The sequence below is a fragment of the Rhodoferax saidenbachensis genome (assembly GCF_001955715.1).
Lineage (GTDB): Bacteria > Pseudomonadota > Gammaproteobacteria > Burkholderiales > Burkholderiaceae_C > Allorhodoferax > Allorhodoferax saidenbachensis.
On the sequence record NZ_CP019239.1, the window covers coordinates 4136329 to 4157405 of the forward strand.

Consider the following 21077-nt stretch of genomic DNA (forward strand, 5'->3'; position numbering starts at 1 on the left):
GCAACCCGGCAGAAACCCCCAAACTAGCTGCAAGCCTTGAGGGTTTTGCCCGCCAGCGCGGGCTTGAGCTCAGTGAGGTGGGCTTTGGTGGCTTCGGTGAGTGCTGGCAGTTTGAGCTGATTGGCCCGGACCTCCATGCGTTCCTGCACCACCCGTGCGGTGCGGATGCCGCGCTGGCTCAGGCGTTGCAGTTCTTCGGTGGCCGCCGCCTGGGTGGCAAAACCGCCCAGCGACAGACCGATCTCCAGCTCCGGGTTCTCCAGCGCCTCCATCTTGAGGTTCATGGTGGCGAGCTCGGCGCGTTTTTTGAGCAGCGCCTCGGCGTTGGGGTACTTGCCCATGTAGACAATCCAGCGCGCCGGCAATTGCACCGCATCAAACTGCCAGGCACCGCCGGGCAGCGCGGACTCCAGCGCACGGCGTAGCGTCACCGCCTGGGCGTCATCAAACGGCCCCGCCTCCAGGCATTCCTTGGGCGCCAGATCGGCCTGCGCCTGGGTTTCCACTTTTTTGAATTCGGCGGTGCTCAACACCCGCAGCGCATCGGGGCGCAACTGCTGCGCCAAACGCTGCGGCTCGGTCTGCTGCACCGGCGCAAAGCCGTAGGCGCGCAGCATGCCGCTGGTCCATGCAAAGTAGGCACCGTTTGCCAGTATCAGGGCCAGTACAAGCAGTCGCAACATGGGTTTACTAGGAGGTTGGCGCAGCGGGTCGGGCCGTGGGTCGCACGCTGACCTCCGCACTGCTGATTTTTTTCAGACCCTGGTCAGTATGCACCAGCAGGGCACCGCTGGCGTCCACGCCACGCGCCATGCCCACCAGGCCGTCGCTGCACACCACTTCATGCCCGTACAGCAGGTCCCGCGTGTGGAAGGCGGCTCGCAACGGCGCAAAACCTTCGCGTTCAAACGCCCGCAGCGCGTGCACCAGCGGCAGCACCACGCGCGTCAACACCAGCGGGGCCGTGGCCTCGGGCCACAGCTCAGACAAGGCGGCCGGCGGTGTGCGCAGGCCTTCAGCGTCGCATGGGGCGATATTGATACCAATACCAATGACCGCGTAACGCACATCGCCCACGCTAGCGGTTTCAATGAGAATGCCGGCCAGCTTGCGGCCATCCAGCCACACATCGTTGGGCCACTTCAGGCGCAGGTCGGCGTGCAGGCTTTGCACCACGGCCAAACCCACGGCCAGTGACAGGCCAGACCAGTCCGTCAAGGCCAATGGCAGGCCCAGAGAGAACGTCAAATTCGGTTGTTGATCCTGCGCGGCGCTTTGCCAGTCACGCCCCAGGCGCCCGCGGCCTGCGCTTTGGCGTTCGGCCACCAGCAGCACCGGGTCGAGCTGGCCGGCGCGCGCGCGGCGCATCAACTCGGTATTGGTCGAGTCAATCTCGGGAAGGACCTCAACGGTGAACGCGGGCAGCAGTGGGTAGACGGCTTCCCAGATGGCCTCTGCATTCCACTGGATAGGTTGCCCCCACGCTCCGCCGCTACGCGGGTCGCTGCCCCCCGAGGGGGCTAATTCCCCTTGGGGCGGCCCGGCGGGGAATTCCGGCCTTCCCATGGTTTTAGCGTTTTCCGCGCTTGGGTGCCAGCAAGGTGCCGCGGCACTTCTTGGCGCCGCACCAGCAAGGGTATTCGGCCTTGAGTTTGGGCGTGTAACGCTCGTCGATGATCAGGCCGTAGTCGTAGTTCAGCTCTTCACCGGCCTTGATATTGCGCAGCGCCTTGATAAAGACGCGTCCGCCGTCTTCATCCGCCTCGCAATTCGCATCACACGAGTGATTGATCCAGCGCGAGGAATTGCCGCCAAACAGGGCGTCGATCACATGGTCTTCGTCGATGTGGAAGTAGAACGTGTGATTCGGGTCCTTGGGGTCGTGCGGGTGGCGGCGCTGCGCCTCGGGCCAGGAAATCACCTCACCGATGTACTCGATGATGGTCTCGCCTTCGGCGATGTCCTGCAGCGCAAACACGCCTTTGCCATGCACACCGGAGCGGCGGGTTTGAATGCGCTTGCTGGAAGAAGTCGCCGGGGAAACCGCAGAAATTTTGGCCACGTCGAAAAATTTGGTATGGTGAATCGTATGGGCGCGCATGTGCGTGCCCGCGTATGTGAGCGCGCGCACCTGCGCGCCCGCGAGAGACTGGATTGTAGTCAGATGAAAACCTTAGTCATTGCCGAGAAGCCTTCCGTAGCCCAAGACATCGTGCGCGCCCTCACGCCCACGGCGGGCAAATTCGAGAAGCACGACGAATACTTTGAGAGCGACACCTACGTTGTCTCCAGCGCGGTCGGCCACCTGGTCGAGATCCAGGCGCCCGAAGAATTCGACGTCAAGCGCGGCAAATGGAGCTTTGCCAACCTGCCGGTGATCCCGCCGCACTTTGACCTCAAACCCGTCGACAAGACCAAGACGCGCCTGAACGCCGTGGTCAAGCTGGCCAAGCGCAAGGACGTGGACAAGATCGTCAACGCCTGTGACGCGGGCCGCGAAGGGGAGCTGATCTTCCGCCTGATCGAGCAATACGCCGGTGGCGCCAAGCCGCTGGGCAAGCCTGTGTCCCGCCTGTGGCTGCAGTCCATGACACCGCAAGCGATCCGCGACGGTTTCGGCGCACTGCGCACCAATGCGCAGATGCAACCGCTGGCCGACGCCGCCCGTTGCCGCTCCGAGGCCGACTGGCTGGTGGGCATCAACGGTACCCGTGCGATGACCGCGTTCAACTCCCGGGATGGCGGCTTCTTCCTGACCACCGTCGGCCGAGTGCAGACGCCTACGCTGTCCGTGGTGGTCGAGCGCGAAGAGCAGATTCGCAAGTTCATCAGCCGCGACTACTGGGAAATCCACGCCTCGTTTGGCGCGCAGGCCGGTGAGTACCCCGCCAAGTGGTTCAACCCTGCGCACAAGAAAGACGCAGACGACGCAGAGAAGAAGGCCGACCGCGTGTGGACCGAGCGCGAAGCGCAAGCGATTGCCGATGCGGTGCGCGGCCAGCAAGCGACTGTTACTGAAGAGAGCAAGCCCACCACCCAGGCATCGCCGCAACTGTTTGACCTGACCAGCCTGCAACGCGAAGCCAACGGCAAGTTTGGCTACTCCGCCAAGACCACGCTGTCGATTGCACAGTCTTTATATGAACGCCACAAGGCGCTGACCTACCCGCGTACCGATTCGCGCTACCTGCCCGAAGACTATGTGGCGGTCGCCAAGCAGACGCTGGAGATGCTGGCCGACAGCGGCATGAAGCACCTCGCGCCATTTGCCGCACAGGCCGTCAAGGGAAGTTATGTGAAGCCGACCAAGCGTGTGTTTGACAACGCCAAGGTGTCGGATCACTTTGCCATCATCCCCACACTGCAGGCACCCTCCGGCCTGTCGGAAGCCGAACAAAAGGTCTACGACCTGGTCGTGCGCCGTTTCATGGCCATCTTCTTCCCCAGCGCGGAATACCAGGTGACAACCCGCATCACGACCGCGGCGAACCACAACTTCAAGACCGAAGGCAAGGTACTGGTCAAGCCGGGCTGGCTGGCGATCTACGGCAAGGAAGCTGCGGACGAAGTGGCTGACGCCAAGGATGGCGACAAGGGCCAAAGCCTGGTGCCTGTCGCGCCTGGCGAAAAGGTCAAGACCGACACCGTGGACCCCAAGGGCCTCAAGACCCGTCCCCCCGCACGTTACTCCGAAGCGACCCTGCTGGGCGCCATGGAAGGCGCGGGCAAGACCGTCGAAGACGACGAACTGCGCGAAGCCATGCAGGAAAAAGGCCTGGGCACACCCGCCACGCGCTCGTCCATCATCGAAGGTTTGATCGCCGAGAAATACATGCTGCGCGAAGGCCGCGAGTTGATCCCCACGGCCAAGGCGTTCCAGCTGATGACGCTACTGCGTGGCCTGGACGTGCAAGAGCTGACCAAGGCCGAACTCACCGGTGAATGGGAATACAAACTCAGCCAGATGGAGCACGGCAAGATGAGCCGCGAGGCCTTCATGGCCGAGATTGCGTCCATGACCGAGCGTATGGTCAAGAAGGCCAAAGAGTACGACCGCGACACCATTCCGGGCGACTACGCCACGCTGAACAGCCCGTGCCCCAACTGCGGCGGCATCGTCAAGGAAAACTACCGCCGCTACACCTGCACCGGCAAAGCGGGCGCCGAAGAAGGCTGCGGCTTCTCGTTTGGCAAGTCACCCGCCGGTCGCACCTTCGAGCCCGCCGAAGTGGAGCAGTTCCTGCGTGACAAACACATCGGCCCACTGGACGGTTTCCGCTCCAAGGCGGGTTGGCCGTTCGTGGCCGAGATGGTCATCAAATTCGACGAAGAGGCCAAGAACTACAAACTGGAGTTCGACTTTGGCGACGACAAGGCCGGTGAAGAGTCGGGCGAGCTGATTGATTTCAGTGGCAAGGAAACGCTGGGCGTGTGCCCCAAGTGCGGCGGCTCGGTGTTCGAACATGGCAAGAACTACGTTTGCAACAAGTCCGTGCCGACGATGGAGCAACCTACACCCACCTGCGACTTCAAGAGCGGTCAGATCATCCTGCAGCAACCGATTGAGCGCGCGCAAATGACCAAGCTGCTGGAAACCGGCAAAACCGATTTGCTGGACAAGTTTGTCTCCATGCGCACGCGCCGCGCCTTCAAGGCGATGCTGGCGTGGGATGCCGAAGCCGGCAAGGTGAACTTCGAGTTCGCACCCAGCAAGTTCCCGCCGCGCAAGACGGCTGCCAAAACAGCGGCTGCTAAGACGCCAGCCAAGAAAGTAGCCGCCAAAAAAGCACCGGCCAAGAAGGCTGCTGCCAAAACCACAGCCACCAAAGAAGCCAAACCAAAAGTGCCGCGCAAGACCACCGCCGCCAGCGGCAAGACACCGAGCGCCGAACTCGCCGCAGTGATCGGGCCAGAGCTGGTCGCACGCCCGCAGGTCATGAAAAAGCTGTGGGACTACATCAAGGCCAACAACCTGCAGGACGCGACCAACAAACGCGCCATCAACGCCGACGCCAAGCTGCTGAAGGTATTTGGCAAGGAGCAGGTCACGATGTTTGAGCTCGCGGGCATTGCGGGCAAACATTTGAGCTGACCATGCAATTCGTCACCCCCGACGACGACTCCGAACACGCCACGCACACGGCAGAAGAACGTGCTGCCGTTGCAGCGCGCAGCACCTGGGTCAGCGTGGCGGTCAATGTGGTGCTGTCCACCACGCAGATCGTGGTGGGTGTGTTGGCCAAGTCGCAGGGGCTGATTGCCGACGGTATCCATTCGCTGTCGGACCTGGTGTCCGACTTTGTGGTGCTGTTTGCCAACCACCACAGCCAAAAAGACGCAGACCTGGACCATCCCTATGGCCACCAGCGGTTTGAGACCGGTGCATCACTGGCCTTGGGCCTGGTGCTGCTGGCCGTGGGCGTGGGCATGGTCTGGTCGGCATTGCAAAAGCTGGAAACCCCCGAGTCCATTGCGACGGCCCATGCCTCTGCGCTCTGGGTAGCGCTGGGCGCCATCGCTGCGAAGGAACTGCTGTTTCGCTACATGCTGCGCGTGGCCAAAACGGTCAAGTCCAGCATGCTGGTGGCCAACGCCTGGCATGCGCGCTCCGACGCTGCTTCGTCACTGGTCGTCAGCATCGGCCTCATCGGCAACCTCATGGGCTACCCGTTGCTGGACCCGATTGCCGCGTTGATTGTGGGCTTCATGGTGGGCCGCATGGGGTGGAGCTTTGGCTGGGACGCACTGCACGACCTGATGGACCGCGCCGTGGACGAACAAGAAGTTCAGGCCATTCGCACCACTGTGCTGACCACACCCGGCGTGGCCGGTGTGCATGACATCCGCACCCGCAAGATGGGTGACATGGTGGTGGTGGATGTGCACATCGAAGTGGACGCCACGCTCACCGTCGAGGCCGGCCACAACATCGCCGTCGCCGCACGTGCTGCCGTGATGCAGCGCCACCGCGTGCTCAATGTAATGACCCACGTGGACCCGGCGCAGCGCCCCGACGCTGACCATGCGCCCCCCACATCGCCTTAGGGCGATGCTGAACACGTACCTCCGTTCGGCCTGTTTTGCAGGCTCAAGGCCGTGTGACGATGCCGCGGATGGCCTCTGCCGGGTAGTACTTCAGGTGGCCTTTGACAAACAGCTCATCACGCGCCGCTGCGGTAAACAGCACGCGCAACGCTTCCTGGTCGGCCTCGCTGAGCGAGCGGCGTGAGATGTAAACCCCGCTGTCGATGCGCGGCAAGCCCTCCAGCGGCTGGCTTTTGACCTGCCCCAGCCAGACCGCACCCTTGGCATCGTTGGCCAGCGCGGCACGCAGTAGGTGCGGCGGCACCACGGTAAAGTCCACGCGCGCGGCCACCAGCATGCGCGCCACGGTGCTGATGTCGTTGGCCATGTCCAGCCGGCCTTCTTTATCCAGCGTATCCACCAGCGCCTGGTATTCCTTGCCAAAGGTAAAACCGCGCACCACGGCGCCACGCAGCGCCTTGTTCTCCAGCAATTGTTTGACCGACACCACGTCGGCGGCCAGCGGCTTGAGGCTCACCAGCGTCGGCAATATCTTGACCAGCGGCACAAACGTGGCGATCTGGGCCCGCTCGGCGACAAAGCTGGCCGGCAACGTGACATCCATCGTGCCCGCATCAAAAAACATCTGGTCCGAGCGCGCCCGCGGATAGACCTGGAACTGGAACACACAGCCCGACTTTTCGCTCAGGTCACGCAGCACCTCGGGGTAGACCCCGCTGACGCGCTCGCCGTCCACCACCATGACCACCCCAATGCTGGACACCGGCACCACGATGGGCCGGGAACACGCCGCCCCTGCGCCACAGCCAGCCCCCAGCAACGCGGCGCAAAGCGCCAGACGCGGCAAGAGGTGGGGAGGAATGACAAACATGGAGGAGGGGGTAAAAAGCCATGGTAAGCGCAAGCCGCCATCGCCTCAAGGGCACTAGTTGGCAGATTGCCTGCTTTTCTGGCGGGCGTGTTGACCCTGTGGTTTTCAGAGGCGAACGGCATGCCAAATCCCAAAACCTTGCCGGGGCGGGCAATTGCCATTACCGCCAGAATGGCGGTTATGCGCCAAACCACCCCAACCCCCATCACCCACCCCATCGCCCAAAAATGGCCTGCCCAGCACCCCGAGCGGCTGCAGCTTTATTCGCTGCCCACGCCCAACGGCGTGAAGGTGTCCATCCTGCTGGAAGAAATGGGCCTGCCCTACGAGGCGCACCTGGTGAGCTTTGAGACCAACGACCAGATGTCGCCGGCCTTCCTCGCGCTCAACCCCAACAACAAGATCCCCGCCATCCTGGACCCCAATGGCCCGGGCGGCCAACCGCTGGCACTCTTCGAATCCGGCGCGATCCTGATGTACCTGGCCGAGAAAACTGGCCAGTTCATCCCCCAGGACGCCGCGGGTCGCTACGAAACCCTGCAGTGGGTGATGTTCCAGATGGGCGGCATTGGCCCCATGTTTGGCCAGCTTGGCTTCTTCCACAAGTTTGCCGGCAAGGACTTTGAAGACAAACGCCCGCGCGACCGTTACGTGGCCGAAAGCAAACGCCTGCTGGGCGTGCTGGAGCAGCGCCTGACCGGGCGCGCGTGGATGATGGGTGACGCATACACCATCGCCGACATCGCCATCTTTCCCTGGGTGCGCGGCCTGGTCGGCTTTTACGGTGCAGGCGACCTGGTGGGCTTTGCCGACTTCCCGAACGTGGCGCGCGTATTGGCGGCGTTTGTGGAGCGGCCCGCCGTCGTGCGCGGCCTCGCCATTCCAGCGCGGGGCTGATGGGGTCTGGCCACAGGCCAGAATTGCTCCTCATTTGATAGCTTCCCGCGCACACTGCATGCGGGCCAGAAGCTGATTTGACTTGTGTACGCCAGCGCACGGTGAATTCCGTGCGTGCGGCGCATCATCCGGGCGTGACCTTTTCACCCATCCACGTCCCGGAGCTTCCATGAACGTCAATCTCGCCCTGACCCCGCTGATTTCCCTGATCGCAGGCATTCTCATCCTGATGGTGCCGCGCCTGCTGAACTACATCGTGGCCATCTACCTGATCGTGATTGGTGTGGTGGGCCTGTTCGGTTTGCATTAATACCCGCAACACCCCGCAAACCGACAAAACAGGCGGCTGCCGTGGCTGACTCCACCACTTCTCCGCTGCCAGTACTGGAACGTATTGGCCGCTCGGTTGCGGGTGTGGGGGCGCAGGGCTTTGCCTTGCTCAGTTTTGTCGGCGAAACCGCGCTGGCCCTCTTGGGCTGGTTCACGCATCCCGCGCGCATCCGCTGGCGCCCGATCCTTTTCAACCTGCGCACCGCCGGGCTGGACGCCATGCCCATCGTGGGCCTGTTGTCGTTTCTGCTGGGCATTGTGGTGGCTTATCAGGGGGCGGGCCAGTTGCGCCAGTACGGCGCCAACATTTACGTGACCGATCTGGTGGGCCTGTCGATGCTGCGCGAGTTTGCGCCGCTCATGAGCGCCATCATCATCGCCGGGCGCTCCGGCTCTGCCTATGCGGCGCAGATCGGCACCATGCAGGTCACGCAGGAGGTCGATGCCATGCGCACGCTGGGCATTGCGCCGCTGGACATGCTGGTGCTGCCCAAACTCATTGCGCTGGTGATTGCGCTGCCGCTGCTCACGGTGTTTGCCGATGTGCTGGGCGTGCTCGGGGGCATGCTGATGGCGCGTGCGCAACTGGGCGTGAGCTTCCACGAATTTCTGGCCCGCTTTCCGCATGCGGTCAGCACCACGTCCTACCTGGTGGGCATTGGCAAGGCGCCGGTGTTCGCCGTCATCATTTCCGTCATCGGTTGTTTCCAGGGCTTTCGCACCCGGGGTGGTGCCGACAGCGTGGGGCGGCAGACCACCCGTGCGGTGGTGCAGTCCATCTTTCTGGTGATCCTGGCGGACGCCTTGTTCTCCATCGCTTTCAGCGTGCTGGACCTCTGATATGCAGACACCCACCGCAACCCCTGACATGGCGATTGAGATGCACGACGTGGTCACGCGTTTTGGCAGCCACGTGGTGCACAACGGCGTCAACCTCGCGGTGCGCAAAGCCGAAGTGCTGGCCATCATTGGCGGCAGCGGCTCGGGCAAGTCCACGCTCTTGCGCGAAATGATCCTGTTGCAACAACCCAGCGAAGGCAGCGTACGCGTGCTGGGCACCGATCTGGCGGACATCAACGACGACGCGGCACTCGCGCTGCGCCAGCGTTTTGGTGTGTTGTTCCAACACGGCGGGCTGTTTGGTTCACTCACGGTGCTGGAAAACATTGGCCTGCCGCTGCGCGAACACCGCAAGATGACGGATGCCGAGGTTGACACCATCGCCCGCGCCAAGCTCGATGCCGTGGGACTCGATGTGAAAGTCGGCGCACAACTGCCCTCCGAACTCAGCGGCGGCATGTTGAAACGCGCGGCACTGGCACGCGCATTGGTGCTGGACCCTGAGCTGCTATTTCTGGACGAACCCACCGCCGGGCTGGACCCCCACAGCGCCGCCGGCATTGACGCGCTGGTGCGCACGCTGCGCGACACGCTGGACCTCACCGTAGTGGTCATCACCCACGACCTGGATCTGCTGTGGCAAGTGACCGACCGCGTGGCCGTGCTGGCCGACGGTAAGGTGCAGGCCGTCGCCGCGATGGCCGAGCTGGCGCAAAGCGACAACCCCGCAGTGCGCACATTTTTTGAGGGGCCGCGCGCAAGAACGGCCCAAACGCAGGCAAAAACACAAGTCCAACCGCAGGCCGAAGCGCTTGCCGGGGAGCCATCATAGAAACCAAAGTCAATTACGCGCTGATCGGCGCTTTCGTCCTCGGGCTGGGTGCCGTGCTCATCGCCATCCTGCTGTGGCTGGCCTCGGGCGGCGCATGGCAGAAAAAATACGACACCTACCTGGCCGTGGAAGACGAATCCGTGGCCGGGCTCAACGTAGACGCACCGGTCAAATACAACGGCGTGACGGTGGGCAAGGTGCAGGACATCCAGCTCGACACCACCAACCCGCAGCGCGTGAACCTGCTGTTTTCCATTGAACACGGCACCCCCGTCAAGCAAGACACGATCGTCGTGCTCAAGACCCAGGGGCTGACCGGCATTGCCTATGTGGAGCTCAGCGGTGGCAGCGCAGCCTCCCCCATGCTCGTGGCCCAGGGTGACACGCCGTACCCGCAGATACAGACCAAGCCGTCACTGGCCGCACGGCTGGAGAACGTGCTCACCAGTGTGCTGGCCAAACTGGACAGCACCTCCAACAACATCAACGCCATCCTGAGCCCCGAGAACCAGGCCGCGTTTCGCAACGCGCTGGCCGATATTGCCGTGGTCACCCGCACCCTGGCTGCGCGCAAGGACAGCATCGACAGTGGGTTGGCGGACGGCGCCACCACCCTGAAAAACACCGCCCAGGCCAGCGCCAAGCTGAGCGATCTGACCGACCGCGTGGCGCGCGCTGCAGACTCGGTCAACACCATGGGCACCGAAGTGGCCAAGACCAGCGTGAGCGCGGGCAAGACGGTGGACGTGATTGGCTCCGACGTGCGGCATTTCAGCGCTGAAACACTGCCAGAGCTGGAACGCCTGTTGGGCGAACTGAGCACCTTGTCCGGCTCGCTGCGCCAATTGACCGACCAGACCCGGCGCGACCCGCGTGGCCTGATTTTTGGACGCACACCGGTGCCCGTAGGCCCCGGTGAAACGGGGGAACCACGATGACACCTTGGAACAACCGCCGGGCCGCACACACGCTGGTCGTGTTGTGCGCCGTGGCCCTGAGCGCCTGCAGCGTACTCAAGCCCAGCAACACCGAACCACCCGCCTTTTACGCGCTCAATGCGACGCCCACCACAGCACCCGCACGCGCACCCGACAGCGCCACCCGCACCCTGCCCACGCTGGTCATCACCCCCACCCGCGCCGCGGCCGGGTTTGACAGCCAGCGCATCATCTTTGTGCGCAATGCCCACCAGGTGGAGTACTTCGCGCACAGCGAGTGGGTCGACACGCCGGCCCGTATGCTGGGGCCGCTGCTGGCCGCACACATGCAGGCCACCGGTGCCTTTGGCGCCGTGGTGCTCACACCGGCGGGCGCCACCGGTGATCTGCGGCTGGAGACCGAAATCATCCAGCTGCAACACAACTTCCAGACCAGCCCCAGCCGGGTGCAGCTCACGCTGCGCGCCTTTTTGCTGGACGACAAAACACGCCGCGTACTGGCCTGGCGCGAGTTCCGCGCCGAGGCCCCCGCTGCCAGCGACACCCCACAAGGCGGCGTGGCCGCGGCCAACCAGGCGGTGCAAACGGTGTCGACCGAACTAGCGCAGTTTGTGGCGGCACAACCCAAGTGAATCCATGAAACCATCTCCCTTGCTAAAAATCGCCGCGTGGATCGTGGGCTCGATATTGAGCCTGCTGTTGCTGGCCGTGCTGCTCATCGCACTTCTGGGCTGGAACTGGATGCGCGAGCCGCTGGAGCGTTACACCCTGGAGAAAACCGGGCGTGTGTTGCAGATCGAAGGTGACCTGACGGTGGACTTCGGCTGGCCGGTGGCACGCCTGCACGCCGCAGGTGTGCAGTTTGCCAACCCCGCCTGGACGCAGGAGAAACAAATGCTGGCCGCGCAAGGCGTGGAGGTGTCGGTGGACCTGTCGCAACTGCTGCTGCGCAAAGTCGCGTTTCCCGAAGTGCGGCTGGACCATGCGGCCGTGTTTCTGGAGCAGGCGGTGGACGGACGCAAGAGCTGGCTGCTGGACCTGAAACAGCAAGACGAAGACGCGCGCATTGCTATCGGGCGCATCGCGCTGGACCACGGCACACTGGGCTACGACGACGCGGCGCAGAAAACCCGCATCCGCAGCGAGCTGTCCACCTCCAATGCCGCCACCATCGGCGGCGCCACCGACCTGGCATTCACCGCCACTGGCACCTACAAGGGCCAACCACTCAAGGCCCAGGGCAACGGCGGCCCGGTGCTCGCGCTGCGCGACGCCACGCAGCCCTATCCACTCCGAGGTGAGGCCATGCTGGGCCGTACGCAGGTCAAACTCAACGGCACGGTCACCGGCCTTTTGGCGCTCACTGCGGTGGACATGCAGATGTCTTTGAAGGGCGACAGCCTGGAGCAGCTGTACCCTTTGCTGGGCATCGCCTTACCCGCGACACCCGCCTACAGCACGCAGGGCCGTTTGCTGCGCACCGGCACTACCTGGCGCTATGAGCAGTTCACCGGGCGCGTGGGGGGCAGCGATATCGCCGGTTTTGTGCAAGTGGTCACGGGCGGAAAACGCCCCATGCTCACGGGCGATCTGCGCTCGCAACTGCTGGCGCTCGAAGATCTGGGCCCGTTGATTGGCGCGCGCCCCGGCAGCGTGGCCCAAGCCGCCGCCCAGCCCGCTGCAACCGCAGCCAACCCCCAAACACCGCGCGAGGCCCGTGTCTTGCCCGACCTGCCTTTCCATGCCGAGCGCTGGGGTTCGGTCGACGCCGACGTGCAAATCCGCGCCAAGACCATCGCCCGGGCCAAGGCCTTGCCACTCGAAGACATGCAGGTCCACCTGAAGATGCAGGACGCGGTGCTCACACTGGAGCCACTGGAGTTCGGCTTTGCGGGCGGTCAACTGCGCGCCAACATCACGCTGGACGGGCGCAACAACCCCATCCAGGCGCGGGCACAGATACGCGCACGCAAGCTGCTGCTGTCGCAACTGTTCCCCACCGTGGCGCTGGCCCAAACCAGCCTGGGTGAACTCAATGGCGACTTCGATTTGGTGGGCAGCGGCAGCTCGGTGGGCAGCATGTTGGCCAGCTCCAACGGCAAGATGGGCCTGGTCGTGTCGGGCGGGCAGATCAGCCGCCTGATGATGGAAAAAGCCGGGCTGCATATCTGGGAAATCCTGACACTCAGTTTGACCGGCGACAAACAGGTGCAGCTGCGCTGTGTGGTGGCGGACTTTGATGTGAAGCAGGGCAACATGCAGGCCAACGCCCTGGTGTTTGATACCGAAGTCACCACCCTGTTTGGCAGCGGCAACATCAATCTGGCAGAGGAACAGCTCGACCTGACGCTGCAGCCACGCACCAAGACCACCAGCCCGGTGGCGTTGCGCAGCCCCATCTATGTCCGCGGCAGCTTTGCCAAGCCCACAGTCAGCGTGGACAAGGGACGGGTGGCGCTGCGTGCGGCCGGCGCGGTGGCGCTGGGGGCAATCAATCCGTTTCTGGCCCTGATCCCGCTGATCGACGCCGGCCCCGGCAAGGACAGCGATTGCGGGCAACTGGTGCGCGACGCCAAAGCCACGGCCCGTTAGTGCGGAGCTCGGCCCAAGCCGCGCGTACATTAGCGGCATGAAAGCTCCCCCCCGACTGCAAACCCTGGTTGAAGAAGGCCTGATCGACACCGTGGTGCGCCAGCTCATGAGCGGCAAGGAGGCCATGGTGTTTGTGGTGCGCTGTGGCGACGAGACCCGCTGCGCCAAGATCTACAAGGAAGCCAACAACCGCAGCTTCCGCCAGGCGGTGGACTACACCGAAAACCGCAAAGTCAAAAACTCCCGCTCGGCCCGCGCCATGGCCAAGGGCAGCCGCTTTGGCCGCCAGGAACAAGAGGCCGCCTGGCAAAGCGCCGAGGTCGACGCGCTGTACCGATTGGCCGCGGCCGGCGTGCGCGTGCCCCAGCCCTACAACTTCCACGACGGTGTGTTGCTCATGGAGCTGGTGACCGACGCGAATGGCGACGCCGCACCGCGCCTGAACGACGTGGCCTTCACAGAGGAGCAGGCGCTGCAACACCACGCCACGCTGATCGGCGAAGTGGTGCGCATGTTGTGCGCGGGTGTGGTGCACGGGGACTTGTCAGAGTTCAACATCCTGCTGGCGAACTCCGGCGGTGACGACGGCGTGGACGTGCCCGTGATCATCGACCTGCCGCAGGCGGTGGATGCTGCGGGCAACAACCACGCACAACGCATGTTGCTGCGCGACGTGGCCAACCTGCGCGACTTCTTTGGCCAGTTTGCACCCACACTGCTCAAGACCGACTTTGGCCCCGAGATCTGGAGCCTGTACCAGGGCGGCCTGCTCAGCAACGAGACCCCGCTCACCGGCCACTACGAGCGCGCCACCGCCGACGTGGACATGCAGGCCGTGCTGCGCGAGATTGACGACGCCCGCGCCGAAGACGCCGCGCGTCGGCTGCGCATGGCCACGGCTTAGTCGATTTGATTTAAGTCAATTTGCTAGCATATTCATAGCTGCTTGCGCAGCCCCTATGCGGGCTAGGGGCTAATTTTGCTTGAATATATCGGCGACAATGCCGGCCCATGCACCTCACCATTTTTGACACCCCGGTGGTCAACACCGTTCTGCGCGCGCTGTCCGTTACCTTTCTCAAACTCACCGGCTGGAAGGTTGAAGGCAGCCTGCCTGCCAACTGCACCAAAAGCGTTTTTATCGCCGCGCCGCACACCAGCAACTGGGACCTGCCCTACACGCTGATGGTGGCGTTTGCACTGCGGCTCAACATCTACTGGATGGGCAAGGAGTCTCTCTTCAAGCCGCCGTTTCGCGGCATCATGATGTGGCTGGGCGGCATACCCGTGCAGCGGGAGTCAGCCAACAACCTGGTGGCCGCATCGGTCGCCGCCATCCAGGCGGCCGACGGGCCGCTGCAGCTCATCGTGCCGCCCGAGGGCACGCGCGCCAAGGCGCGTTACTGGAAGACCGGCTTTTATTACATCGCCACCGGTGCGCAGGTGCCCATCATCATGGCCTACATGGACTACGAAAAGAAGGTCAGCGGCCTGGGCCCGGTGTTCATACCCACCGGCGACATTGACGCCGACATGGCCACCATCAAGGCCTTTTACGCGCCCTTCAAAGGCCGTAACGCCGACCAGTTCCACGCCAACTAATGCTCCTCGTCGGGTAGGCCCCTCAGAAGTAGCGCTGCATGTCCGCCGCGTTGTCGCGCACCGACATGCCCCAGGTCCAGTTGCGCGGCACGTAATAGCCCGCTTCGTTGAGCAACAGCGCGTAGGCGCGGAACTCGCCCATGGTGTCCAGCGTGGCGACATCGCGGTACTTGGCCGTGGGTGACTGGTAGCCCTGTAGCCGCGCGGGCTGGAAAACGGTCATGGGAAACCCATCGCCCTTCTTCATGTCCGCTTCCACCAGCGCACCAAAGATATGGTTGCGGTGGGACTCGGCGTTGTGGTGTACCCGGCGCCCGGCGGACTTGCCGCCCGTAGCACCCATGGCGGCGTTGAGCATGTTGATGCAGCGCAGGATGCGCGGCGTGATGTTGCCCATGTCGCCGTGCTCGGCCAGCTTGCCGCCATCGCGCTTGGTCATGCCCTGGAACGTGACCTTGGTATTGCCCAGCTTGGGCCGTGCACCGGTGTTGCTGCGCATGTCCAGCACCTTGTCCATGCGTGCACCCACGTCGAATTGCTGGCCCAGCTGCAAGCCCTTTTTGCCGCTGAAGCGGATGCCGGGTTTGGAGATGACGGCGTTGGAGGTGCCGCCGTAGCTGTCCCAGGTGGGGCACACCGACATCAGGTCGTAGTCACCCGTCATGGGTTTGTTGTCCGCGCCGACCTCGGAGGACGTCATGACCTCCAGCGGCGTGGGGCGCTCAAACATCAGGCGCGTGAGGTTGGTGCCCAGTTTTTCGGGGTACACCCAGATCGTGAAGGTGGTCGACCCCGCCACCACGGCGCGGAACACAAACTCCTTGTTGTCTCCGCTGCGCCGGCCCACCAGGAACAGGTCCTTGCTGTCGGGCACCTGCGCCATGCGCACCAGCGCATGGCGTGGTGGGTTTTCCTCCGGCTTGTTGAGCTGCAGGTTGATTTCTTCGCGCGACAGCATGAGTTGTACCTTGGCCGCGTAACCGTGGTCTATGCCGTCCTGGTTGGCGGTCTTGCCGTCGGCGGCCTTCTGGGGGTCGGCACCGACCTTGCTGTAAATGCCCTCGTAGGGCACAAAGCCGGCCTGCGGCCCCCAGTCAGAGCTTTTGCCCTTGACGTGAAAATTCTTGGTCGGGTAGCCGCGCTCAATCCAGCGTTGCGACCACGGGCCGGTAGAGCGGAAGATGATCACCTCGTCCAGATCGTTGGCCACACGCACCGTGGCGTGCATGTCGCTCAACGTCATGCCATTTTCTGCATGCCCGAACGATCCCATCAGTCCATACACAGCCATACGGTTTCCTAAAACTGGAAAACCGCGATCTTAAGCGCCGGATCTTGGGCTCAGTGCTGCTGTGCGTTGTGTGTGACGGTGAGCAGCTTGTCGGTGTAGGCGATGGCCAGCGCGCTGAGCAGGAACACCACGTGGATGATGGTCTGCCACATCAGCACTTTCACGTCGTAGTTGGCCGCGTTGATGAAGGTCTTGAGCAGGTGGATGGAGCTGATGCCGATGATGGCCATGGCCAGCTTCACCTTGAGCACCGAGGCGTTCACATGGCTCAGCCATTCGGGCTGGTCGGGGTGGCCTTCCAGGTCCATGCGGCTCACAAAGGTCTCATACCCGCCCACGATCACCATGATCAGCAGGTTGGAGATCATCACCACGTCAATCAGCGCCAGCACCACCAGCATGATGATGGTCTCGTTCAGCGCGGGCACCGTGATGTCGGACTTGTAGCCAATGCTGGTCACCAGCGCCTGCAGCGCGGTCTGGCTGCCAAACGCGGCCTCCAGCAAATGCACCAGCTCCACCCAGAAGTGGAAAACGTAAACGCCCTGCGCCGCAATCAGGCCCAGGTACAGCGGTAACTGCAGCCAGCGGCTGGCGAAGATGAAGTTTGGGATAGGGCGCAGCTTGGCGGATGGTGTGGGGGAAGGCTTGTTGGCGGCCATGGAGTGCTCGGTAGGGTTAGCGGTTCAAAAAGATTGGACGCGATTGTAGGAAATCACGGTGACTCCGGAGAGTCGTCCGGCCCGCCCGGCTCGGCAGGGGCCAGCACGGCCTGGTTGCGGCCTGCGGCCTTGGCCTGGTAGAGGGCTTCATCGGCGCTGCGCAGCAGGGCCTCGGGGGTGTGCTGCTGCTGCGGCACCACAGTCGCCACGCCGCAGCTCAGGGTCACCACGCCCATTTCGGCATAGGTATGCGGCAGGGCCAGCGCCTGCACCGCGTCGCAGGCGCGCTGTGCCATGCGCAGCGCATCGGCACGGTCGGTGGCGGGGGCAATCATCACAAACTCTTCGCCGCCATACCGCGCCACCAGATCACTGGCACGGCTGATGCCCAGAATGGCCTGCGCAATGGCGCGCAGGCACTCATCCCCGGCCTGGTGGCCGTACTGGTCGTTGTACTGCTTGAACCAGTCCACATCCACCATCACCAGCGCCAGCGGCTGGCCCAGACGCTGCATGCGCGTCCATTCCTTTTGCAGCACCTGGTCGAACTGGCGGCGATTGGCAATGCCGGTAAGCCCGTCCACCATGCTCAGAGCTTCCAGCTTGTCATTGAGGGCCTGCAGTTGCTGGGTGCGCTCTTCCACGCGCAGCGCCAGCGTGCGCTCCGAAGCCTGCACACTGTCCAGCAGCTGCTGTTGTGTTGTCATCAGCTCGCCCTGGGCCTTGAGCTTGTCGCGGCGCATCTGGTTAAAGCGGTCGGCCAGTGCAAACGCCAGCAGCAGCATTTCCAGCGACGAGCCGAGTTGCAGACCGTCCACCGTCAATGTGTTGCTGGGCAGCCAGCCCATGGTGCGCGCCACGGTGGTCACCCCACCCAACAGCAGCATGGCAAATGCACCCATGTAGAAATAGGCGCTGCGCATCTTCTTGTACACGCCCCAAAAGCCCACGCTCATCGACACCACGGCCGTCACCAGAAATAGCACCAGCGCATAACGCGACACCGTTTCTATCTTCACCCCGTAGCCCACCACGGCCACCAGATGCAGCAGCGCCAGCACCACCAGCACGCGGTCCACCCGCGGCAGCAGCGTGGCGGTGTAAAGCATGCGCCGGGTGAACATCAAAAACGCTATCAGCGCCAAAGACGCCCCGCCGTAATACGAGGTGTTGCTCCACACCAGCGTGTCGGGCCACAAAAATTCCCCTGCCAGCCCACCTTTGCGCGCCAGCACAAACGCCGAGCACAGCACAAAACTCACATACAGCAGGTAAATGCGGTCACGCAGCGCAATGAACAGCATCAGGTTAAACAGCACCATGGCCGCCGCCATGCCGAAGTACACCGCCTGCACCGCGTAATCGTCCCGCGTGTGCTCGACAAAGTCATTGCTGTTCCACAACTCCACCGGCACCAGCAGCCCGATGGTGGACTGCACCCGCAGGTACAGCACCTGCTCGCTCTGTGCGGGCACCTCCAGCGGAAACACCAGTTGCCGGTTCGGGTAAGGCCGGGTGGCAAACGGCAAGTCACCACCGGTGTAGGTGGCGTGGTACGCACCACGGGCGTCTGGCGCAAACAGCGCGACCTGCGAGATCAACGCGTTGGGCACTTCCAGCATCTGGGCGCTGGGCTCTGCGCCGGGGTTGTGCAACAACACGCGCAGCCAGATGGCTGAGCGGGTGAATCCAAACGACAGCGCGCCCTTGGCCGGTGGTGGTGACGCAAAACGCCCCGCGCGGTCGGCGGCTTGCACCTGCTCCAGCGTCAGGTTGGCACCGGTGTCGTCCAGGTAGGTGAGGTGGCCAATCAGGTCACGGCCACCCGCACCAGGCTGTTGAACCGGCACGGCCTGCGCCATGGCCAGCACGGGCAGCAGCCACAACAGCCCGCCGCACAACCAGCGCCGCATGCGCCCTGTGGTGTTTTTTCGTGCTGTGTGCCCCATACCGCCCTGTGCCCCTGTTTGCCTCTGTACCAGAGGCCCAATTATGCGGCATGGAGATGTCTGGCCTATGTCATTTCCACTATGCTTTTGATAGCTGGTTGCGCAGACCCCATGCGGGCTAGGGTCATATTTTGCTTGTAACTACGCGCTGGCGGATGCACTGGCCTTGGCGTCGGGCAGGCTGGCGGCCACGGTTTTCAGGATTTCGTCGGACAGGGCTGCGTCATCCACCGCGCGCGCCAGGATCAGCGCGCCCACCATGCTGGCGTAGGCCACCACGGCGCGTTCGCGTTTGCGCGCCTTGATGCGACCGGGCGCCAAGCCGGTGAACAAATCCAGCAGCTTGCGCGTGCCTTCGGTCACCGCGTGGCGCAGCGTGGGGCCCTGGCGTGCGGCGTCTGCACCCAGTGAGGCCAGTACACAGCCCTCACCCGGGTTGTCGCGGTGTTGTTTGCTCAGGTAACCCTTCATCACCGCGCCCAGCGGGTTGTCGGGGTAACGCTCGGCCACACCCGCCCAGAGGTCGGCCGCGTTGTTGAACGAGCGCTCGCAGGCCTCGGCCATCAGCTCTTCCTTGGAGGCGAACTGGCCGTAAAAGCCGCCGTGTGTCAGGCCCGCGCTCTTCATCAGGTCGGCCACGCCAATGCCGTCAAAGCCGCGTTCGCGGAACAGGCGCCCGGCTACGTCGAGCACGCGGTCGCGGTTCTGGCTGGCTTGTTCGCGGGTGACTTTCATGGCGGGTCCTTGTGGTGAATATCTCCGTTCGCCCTCCCGTTCGGGCTGAGCCTGTCGAAGCCTGCAGACCCTTCGACAAGCTCAGGGCGAACGGAGAAACGAACGGATGGGCGAACGGAAAGGTAAACAGAGGGAATTGTCTGGCGCTTGTATTTTAAATGATAGTCGTCATATAATTCAATCATGACGACCATCATTTAACAGGAGCCCTCCATGAAAGCAGTCATCTCAGGTTTCGCCCGTTCCCCGTTCCACTTTGCCAAAAAAGGCGCGCTGGCGAATGTGCGCCCGGACGACCTGGCCGCCCAGGTGGTCAAAGGCCTGCTGGAGCGCACGAAGCTCGACCCAGCGCTGATTGAAGACGTGATCTTGGGCACCGCCTACCCCGAGGCCGCGCAGGGTAATAACCTGGCGCGCATCGTCGGCCTGCTGGCCGGTTTGCCCGTGGAGGTGGGCGGCATGACGGTGAACCGCTTCTGCGGCTCGTCCATGCAAGCCATCCACATTGCCGCCGCGCAGATTGAGGCGGGCATGGGCGACGCCTTCCTGTGTGTGGGCGTAGAGAGCATGACCATGGTGCCGCAGGGCGGCTTCAACTTCTCGCCCAACCCGCACCTCTATGAAAACACCGACGCCTACATCAGCATGGGCGACACCGCCGAAAACGTGGCCCAGCGCTGGAACGTGAGCCGCACCGACCAGGAACAACTGGCCGTGGAGTCGCACCGCAAGGCCGCCGCCGCACGCGAACAGGGCCACCTGACCGCCGAGATCGTGCGCATCAGCACCGCGCCCAACGAATGGGTTACGCAAGACGGCTGCATCCGGCCCGCCACCAATGCCGAAGCACTGGCCGCGCTGCGCCCCGTGTTCAAGGCCGACGGTGTGGTCACCGCGGGCACCTCGTCCCCATTGACCGATGGCGCCGTGGCCGTGCTGGTGACCAGCGAAGCCTTTGCCAAGAAACACCGCCTGCAAGCCACCGCACGCATCGTGTCGTTTGCCAGCGTGGGGGTGGACCCGGCCATCATGGGCATTGGCCCCATCCCCGCCACCCGCAAGGCGCTGGCCCGCGCGGGCCTGACCGTGGGCGACCTGGATGTGGTGGAAATCAACGAAGCGTTTTCCTCCCAAGCCCTGGCCTGCATCCGCGACCTGGGCTTGAACCCCGCCACCGTGAACATCGACGGCGGCGGCCTGGCCATCGGCCACCCACTGGGCGCCACCGGCGCACGCATTACCGGCAAGGCTGCCGCCCTTCTCGTGCGCGAAAAGGGCCGCTATGCGCTGGCTACGCAATGCATTGGCGGCGGGCAAGGCATTGCCACCATCCTCGAACGCATCTAGTAGTACCAACAACCTCCGTTCGGGCTGAATTCATTCCGTTCACCCTGAGCTTGTCGAAGGGCCTGCAGGCTTCGACAGGCTCAGCCCGAACGGAGGGGGCTTAGCCCAAACGGAATGGGCCGCGAACGGAGTAACGGCTCAAACGG

General features: G+C 63.5%; 20 protein-coding genes. 12 read left to right on the top strand and 8 right to left on the bottom strand.

Features of this window, described 5'->3' with window-relative positions; genetic code table 11:
* Positions 1 to 23: 23 nt before the first annotated feature.
* Genes RS694_RS19550 through RS694_RS19560 form a run of 3 tightly spaced genes read right to left on the bottom strand, consistent with a single transcriptional unit; the run spans position 24 to position 2062 of the window.
* Positions 24 to 683, bottom strand: a complete 660-nt coding sequence (locus RS694_RS19550; RefSeq protein ID WP_029706778.1) for a hypothetical protein — start codon at positions 681 to 683, stop codon at positions 24 to 26.
* 7 nt (positions 684 to 690) lie between these two features.
* Positions 691 to 1566 carry a biotin--[acetyl-CoA-carboxylase] ligase gene (locus RS694_RS19555; protein ID WP_081708575.1) on the bottom strand — a complete coding sequence of 292 codons (876 nt, stop codon included), beginning with the start codon at positions 1564 to 1566 and terminating at the stop codon, positions 691 to 693.
* Between the two features lie 4 nt (positions 1567 to 1570).
* Entirely contained in the window at positions 1571 to 2062 is a 492-nt protein-coding gene (locus RS694_RS19560) for an SET domain-containing protein (protein ID WP_420852656.1), read from the bottom strand.
* A gap of 102 nt (positions 2063 to 2164) precedes the next feature.
* Here RS694_RS19560 and RS694_RS19565 point away from each other — a divergent pair, with 102 nt between their 5' ends.
* Together RS694_RS19565 and RS694_RS19570 are read left to right on the top strand one after the other, a co-directional pair.
* Positions 2165 to 5092: a DNA topoisomerase III gene (locus RS694_RS19565; protein WP_029706781.1), complete on the top strand. Its 2928-nt coding sequence runs from the start codon at positions 2165 to 2167 to the stop codon at positions 5090 to 5092.
* A gap of 2 nt (positions 5093 to 5094) precedes the next feature.
* Complete coding sequence (locus tag RS694_RS19570) at positions 5095 to 6045, top strand: cation diffusion facilitator family transporter (RefSeq protein ID WP_029706782.1); 951 nt, start codon at positions 5095 to 5097, stop codon at positions 6043 to 6045.
* Between the two features lie 43 nt (positions 6046 to 6088).
* On the opposite strand, the gene RS694_RS19575 is transcribed toward RS694_RS19570, so the two are convergent.
* Positions 6089 to 6916, bottom strand: coding sequence for a hypothetical protein (locus RS694_RS19575; RefSeq protein ID WP_029706784.1), 828 nt, complete (start codon positions 6914 to 6916; stop codon positions 6089 to 6091).
* A 180-nt stretch (positions 6917 to 7096) separates the two neighbouring features.
* Here RS694_RS19575 and RS694_RS19580 point away from each other — a divergent pair, with 180 nt between their 5' ends.
* The 9 genes from RS694_RS19580 to RS694_RS19620 all read left to right on the top strand — a co-directional run bounded on the left by RS694_RS19580 (position 7097) and on the right by RS694_RS19620 (position 14947).
* On the top strand, positions 7097 to 7813 hold the full coding sequence (locus RS694_RS19580; protein ID WP_076069942.1) for a glutathione S-transferase N-terminal domain-containing protein: 717 nt from the start codon (positions 7097 to 7099) through the stop codon (positions 7811 to 7813).
* 169 nt (positions 7814 to 7982) lie between these two features.
* Positions 7983 to 8123, top strand: a complete 141-nt coding sequence (locus tag RS694_RS19585) for a DUF3096 domain-containing protein (protein WP_076069945.1) — start codon at positions 7983 to 7985, stop codon at positions 8121 to 8123.
* 41 nt (positions 8124 to 8164) lie between these two features.
* Positions 8165 to 8983: an MlaE family ABC transporter permease gene (locus RS694_RS19590; protein WP_241464053.1), complete on the top strand. Its 819-nt coding sequence runs from the start codon at positions 8165 to 8167 to the stop codon at positions 8981 to 8983.
* Between the two features lies 1 nt (position 8984).
* Positions 8985 to 9815, top strand: coding sequence for an ABC transporter ATP-binding protein (locus RS694_RS19595; protein WP_037247509.1), 831 nt, complete (start codon positions 8985 to 8987; stop codon positions 9813 to 9815).
* 53 nt (positions 9816 to 9868) lie between these two features.
* Positions 9869 to 10753, top strand: a complete 885-nt coding sequence (locus RS694_RS19600; protein ID WP_211274979.1) for an MlaD family protein — start codon at positions 9869 to 9871, stop codon at positions 10751 to 10753.
* On the top strand, positions 10750 to 11385 hold the full coding sequence (locus RS694_RS19605; protein ID WP_051391930.1) for an ABC-type transport auxiliary lipoprotein family protein: 636 nt from the start codon (positions 10750 to 10752) through the stop codon (positions 11383 to 11385). Before RS694_RS19600 ends, RS694_RS19605 begins: the two co-directional genes overlap by 4 nt.
* Before the next feature lie 4 nt (positions 11386 to 11389).
* Positions 11390 to 13345 (top strand): AsmA family protein, encoded by a 1956-nt coding sequence (locus RS694_RS19610; protein WP_029708190.1) that lies wholly within the window; start codon positions 11390 to 11392, stop codon positions 13343 to 13345.
* A gap of 37 nt (positions 13346 to 13382) precedes the next feature.
* A complete protein-coding gene (locus tag RS694_RS19615; RefSeq protein WP_029708191.1) occupies positions 13383 to 14249 on the top strand; it encodes a PA4780 family RIO1-like protein kinase in 867 nt (288 codons plus the stop codon).
* Between the two features lie 107 nt (positions 14250 to 14356).
* Positions 14357 to 14947 (top strand): lysophospholipid acyltransferase family protein, encoded by a 591-nt coding sequence (locus tag RS694_RS19620; RefSeq protein ID WP_029708192.1) that lies wholly within the window; start codon positions 14357 to 14359, stop codon positions 14945 to 14947.
* 22 nt (positions 14948 to 14969) lie between these two features.
* On the opposite strand, the gene RS694_RS19625 is transcribed toward RS694_RS19620, so the two are convergent.
* The 4 genes from RS694_RS19625 to RS694_RS19640 form a co-directional block, all read right to left on the bottom strand.
* Positions 14970 to 16238 carry an anthrax toxin-like adenylyl cyclase domain-containing protein gene (locus RS694_RS19625; RefSeq protein WP_029708193.1) on the bottom strand — a complete coding sequence of 423 codons (1269 nt, stop codon included), beginning with the start codon at positions 16236 to 16238 and terminating at the stop codon, positions 14970 to 14972.
* A 50-nt stretch (positions 16239 to 16288) separates the two neighbouring features.
* Positions 16289 to 16900 carry a TIGR00645 family protein gene (locus tag RS694_RS19630; protein WP_029708194.1) on the bottom strand — a complete coding sequence of 204 codons (612 nt, stop codon included), beginning with the start codon at positions 16898 to 16900 and terminating at the stop codon, positions 16289 to 16291.
* Positions 16901 to 16953: 53 nt separating this feature from the next.
* Positions 16954 to 18813, bottom strand: coding sequence for a sensor domain-containing diguanylate cyclase (locus RS694_RS19635; RefSeq protein WP_051391946.1), 1860 nt, complete (start codon positions 18811 to 18813; stop codon positions 16954 to 16956).
* Between the two features lie 177 nt (positions 18814 to 18990).
* A complete protein-coding gene (locus RS694_RS19640) occupies positions 18991 to 19584 on the bottom strand; it encodes a TetR/AcrR family transcriptional regulator (RefSeq protein ID WP_029708196.1) in 594 nt (197 codons plus the stop codon).
* 213 nt (positions 19585 to 19797) lie between these two features.
* On the opposite strand from RS694_RS19640, the gene RS694_RS19645 reads away from it, so the two are divergent.
* Positions 19798 to 20931, top strand: a complete 1134-nt coding sequence (locus tag RS694_RS19645; protein WP_029708198.1) for a thiolase family protein — start codon at positions 19798 to 19800, stop codon at positions 20929 to 20931.
* Positions 20932 to 21077 lie beyond the last annotated feature (146 nt).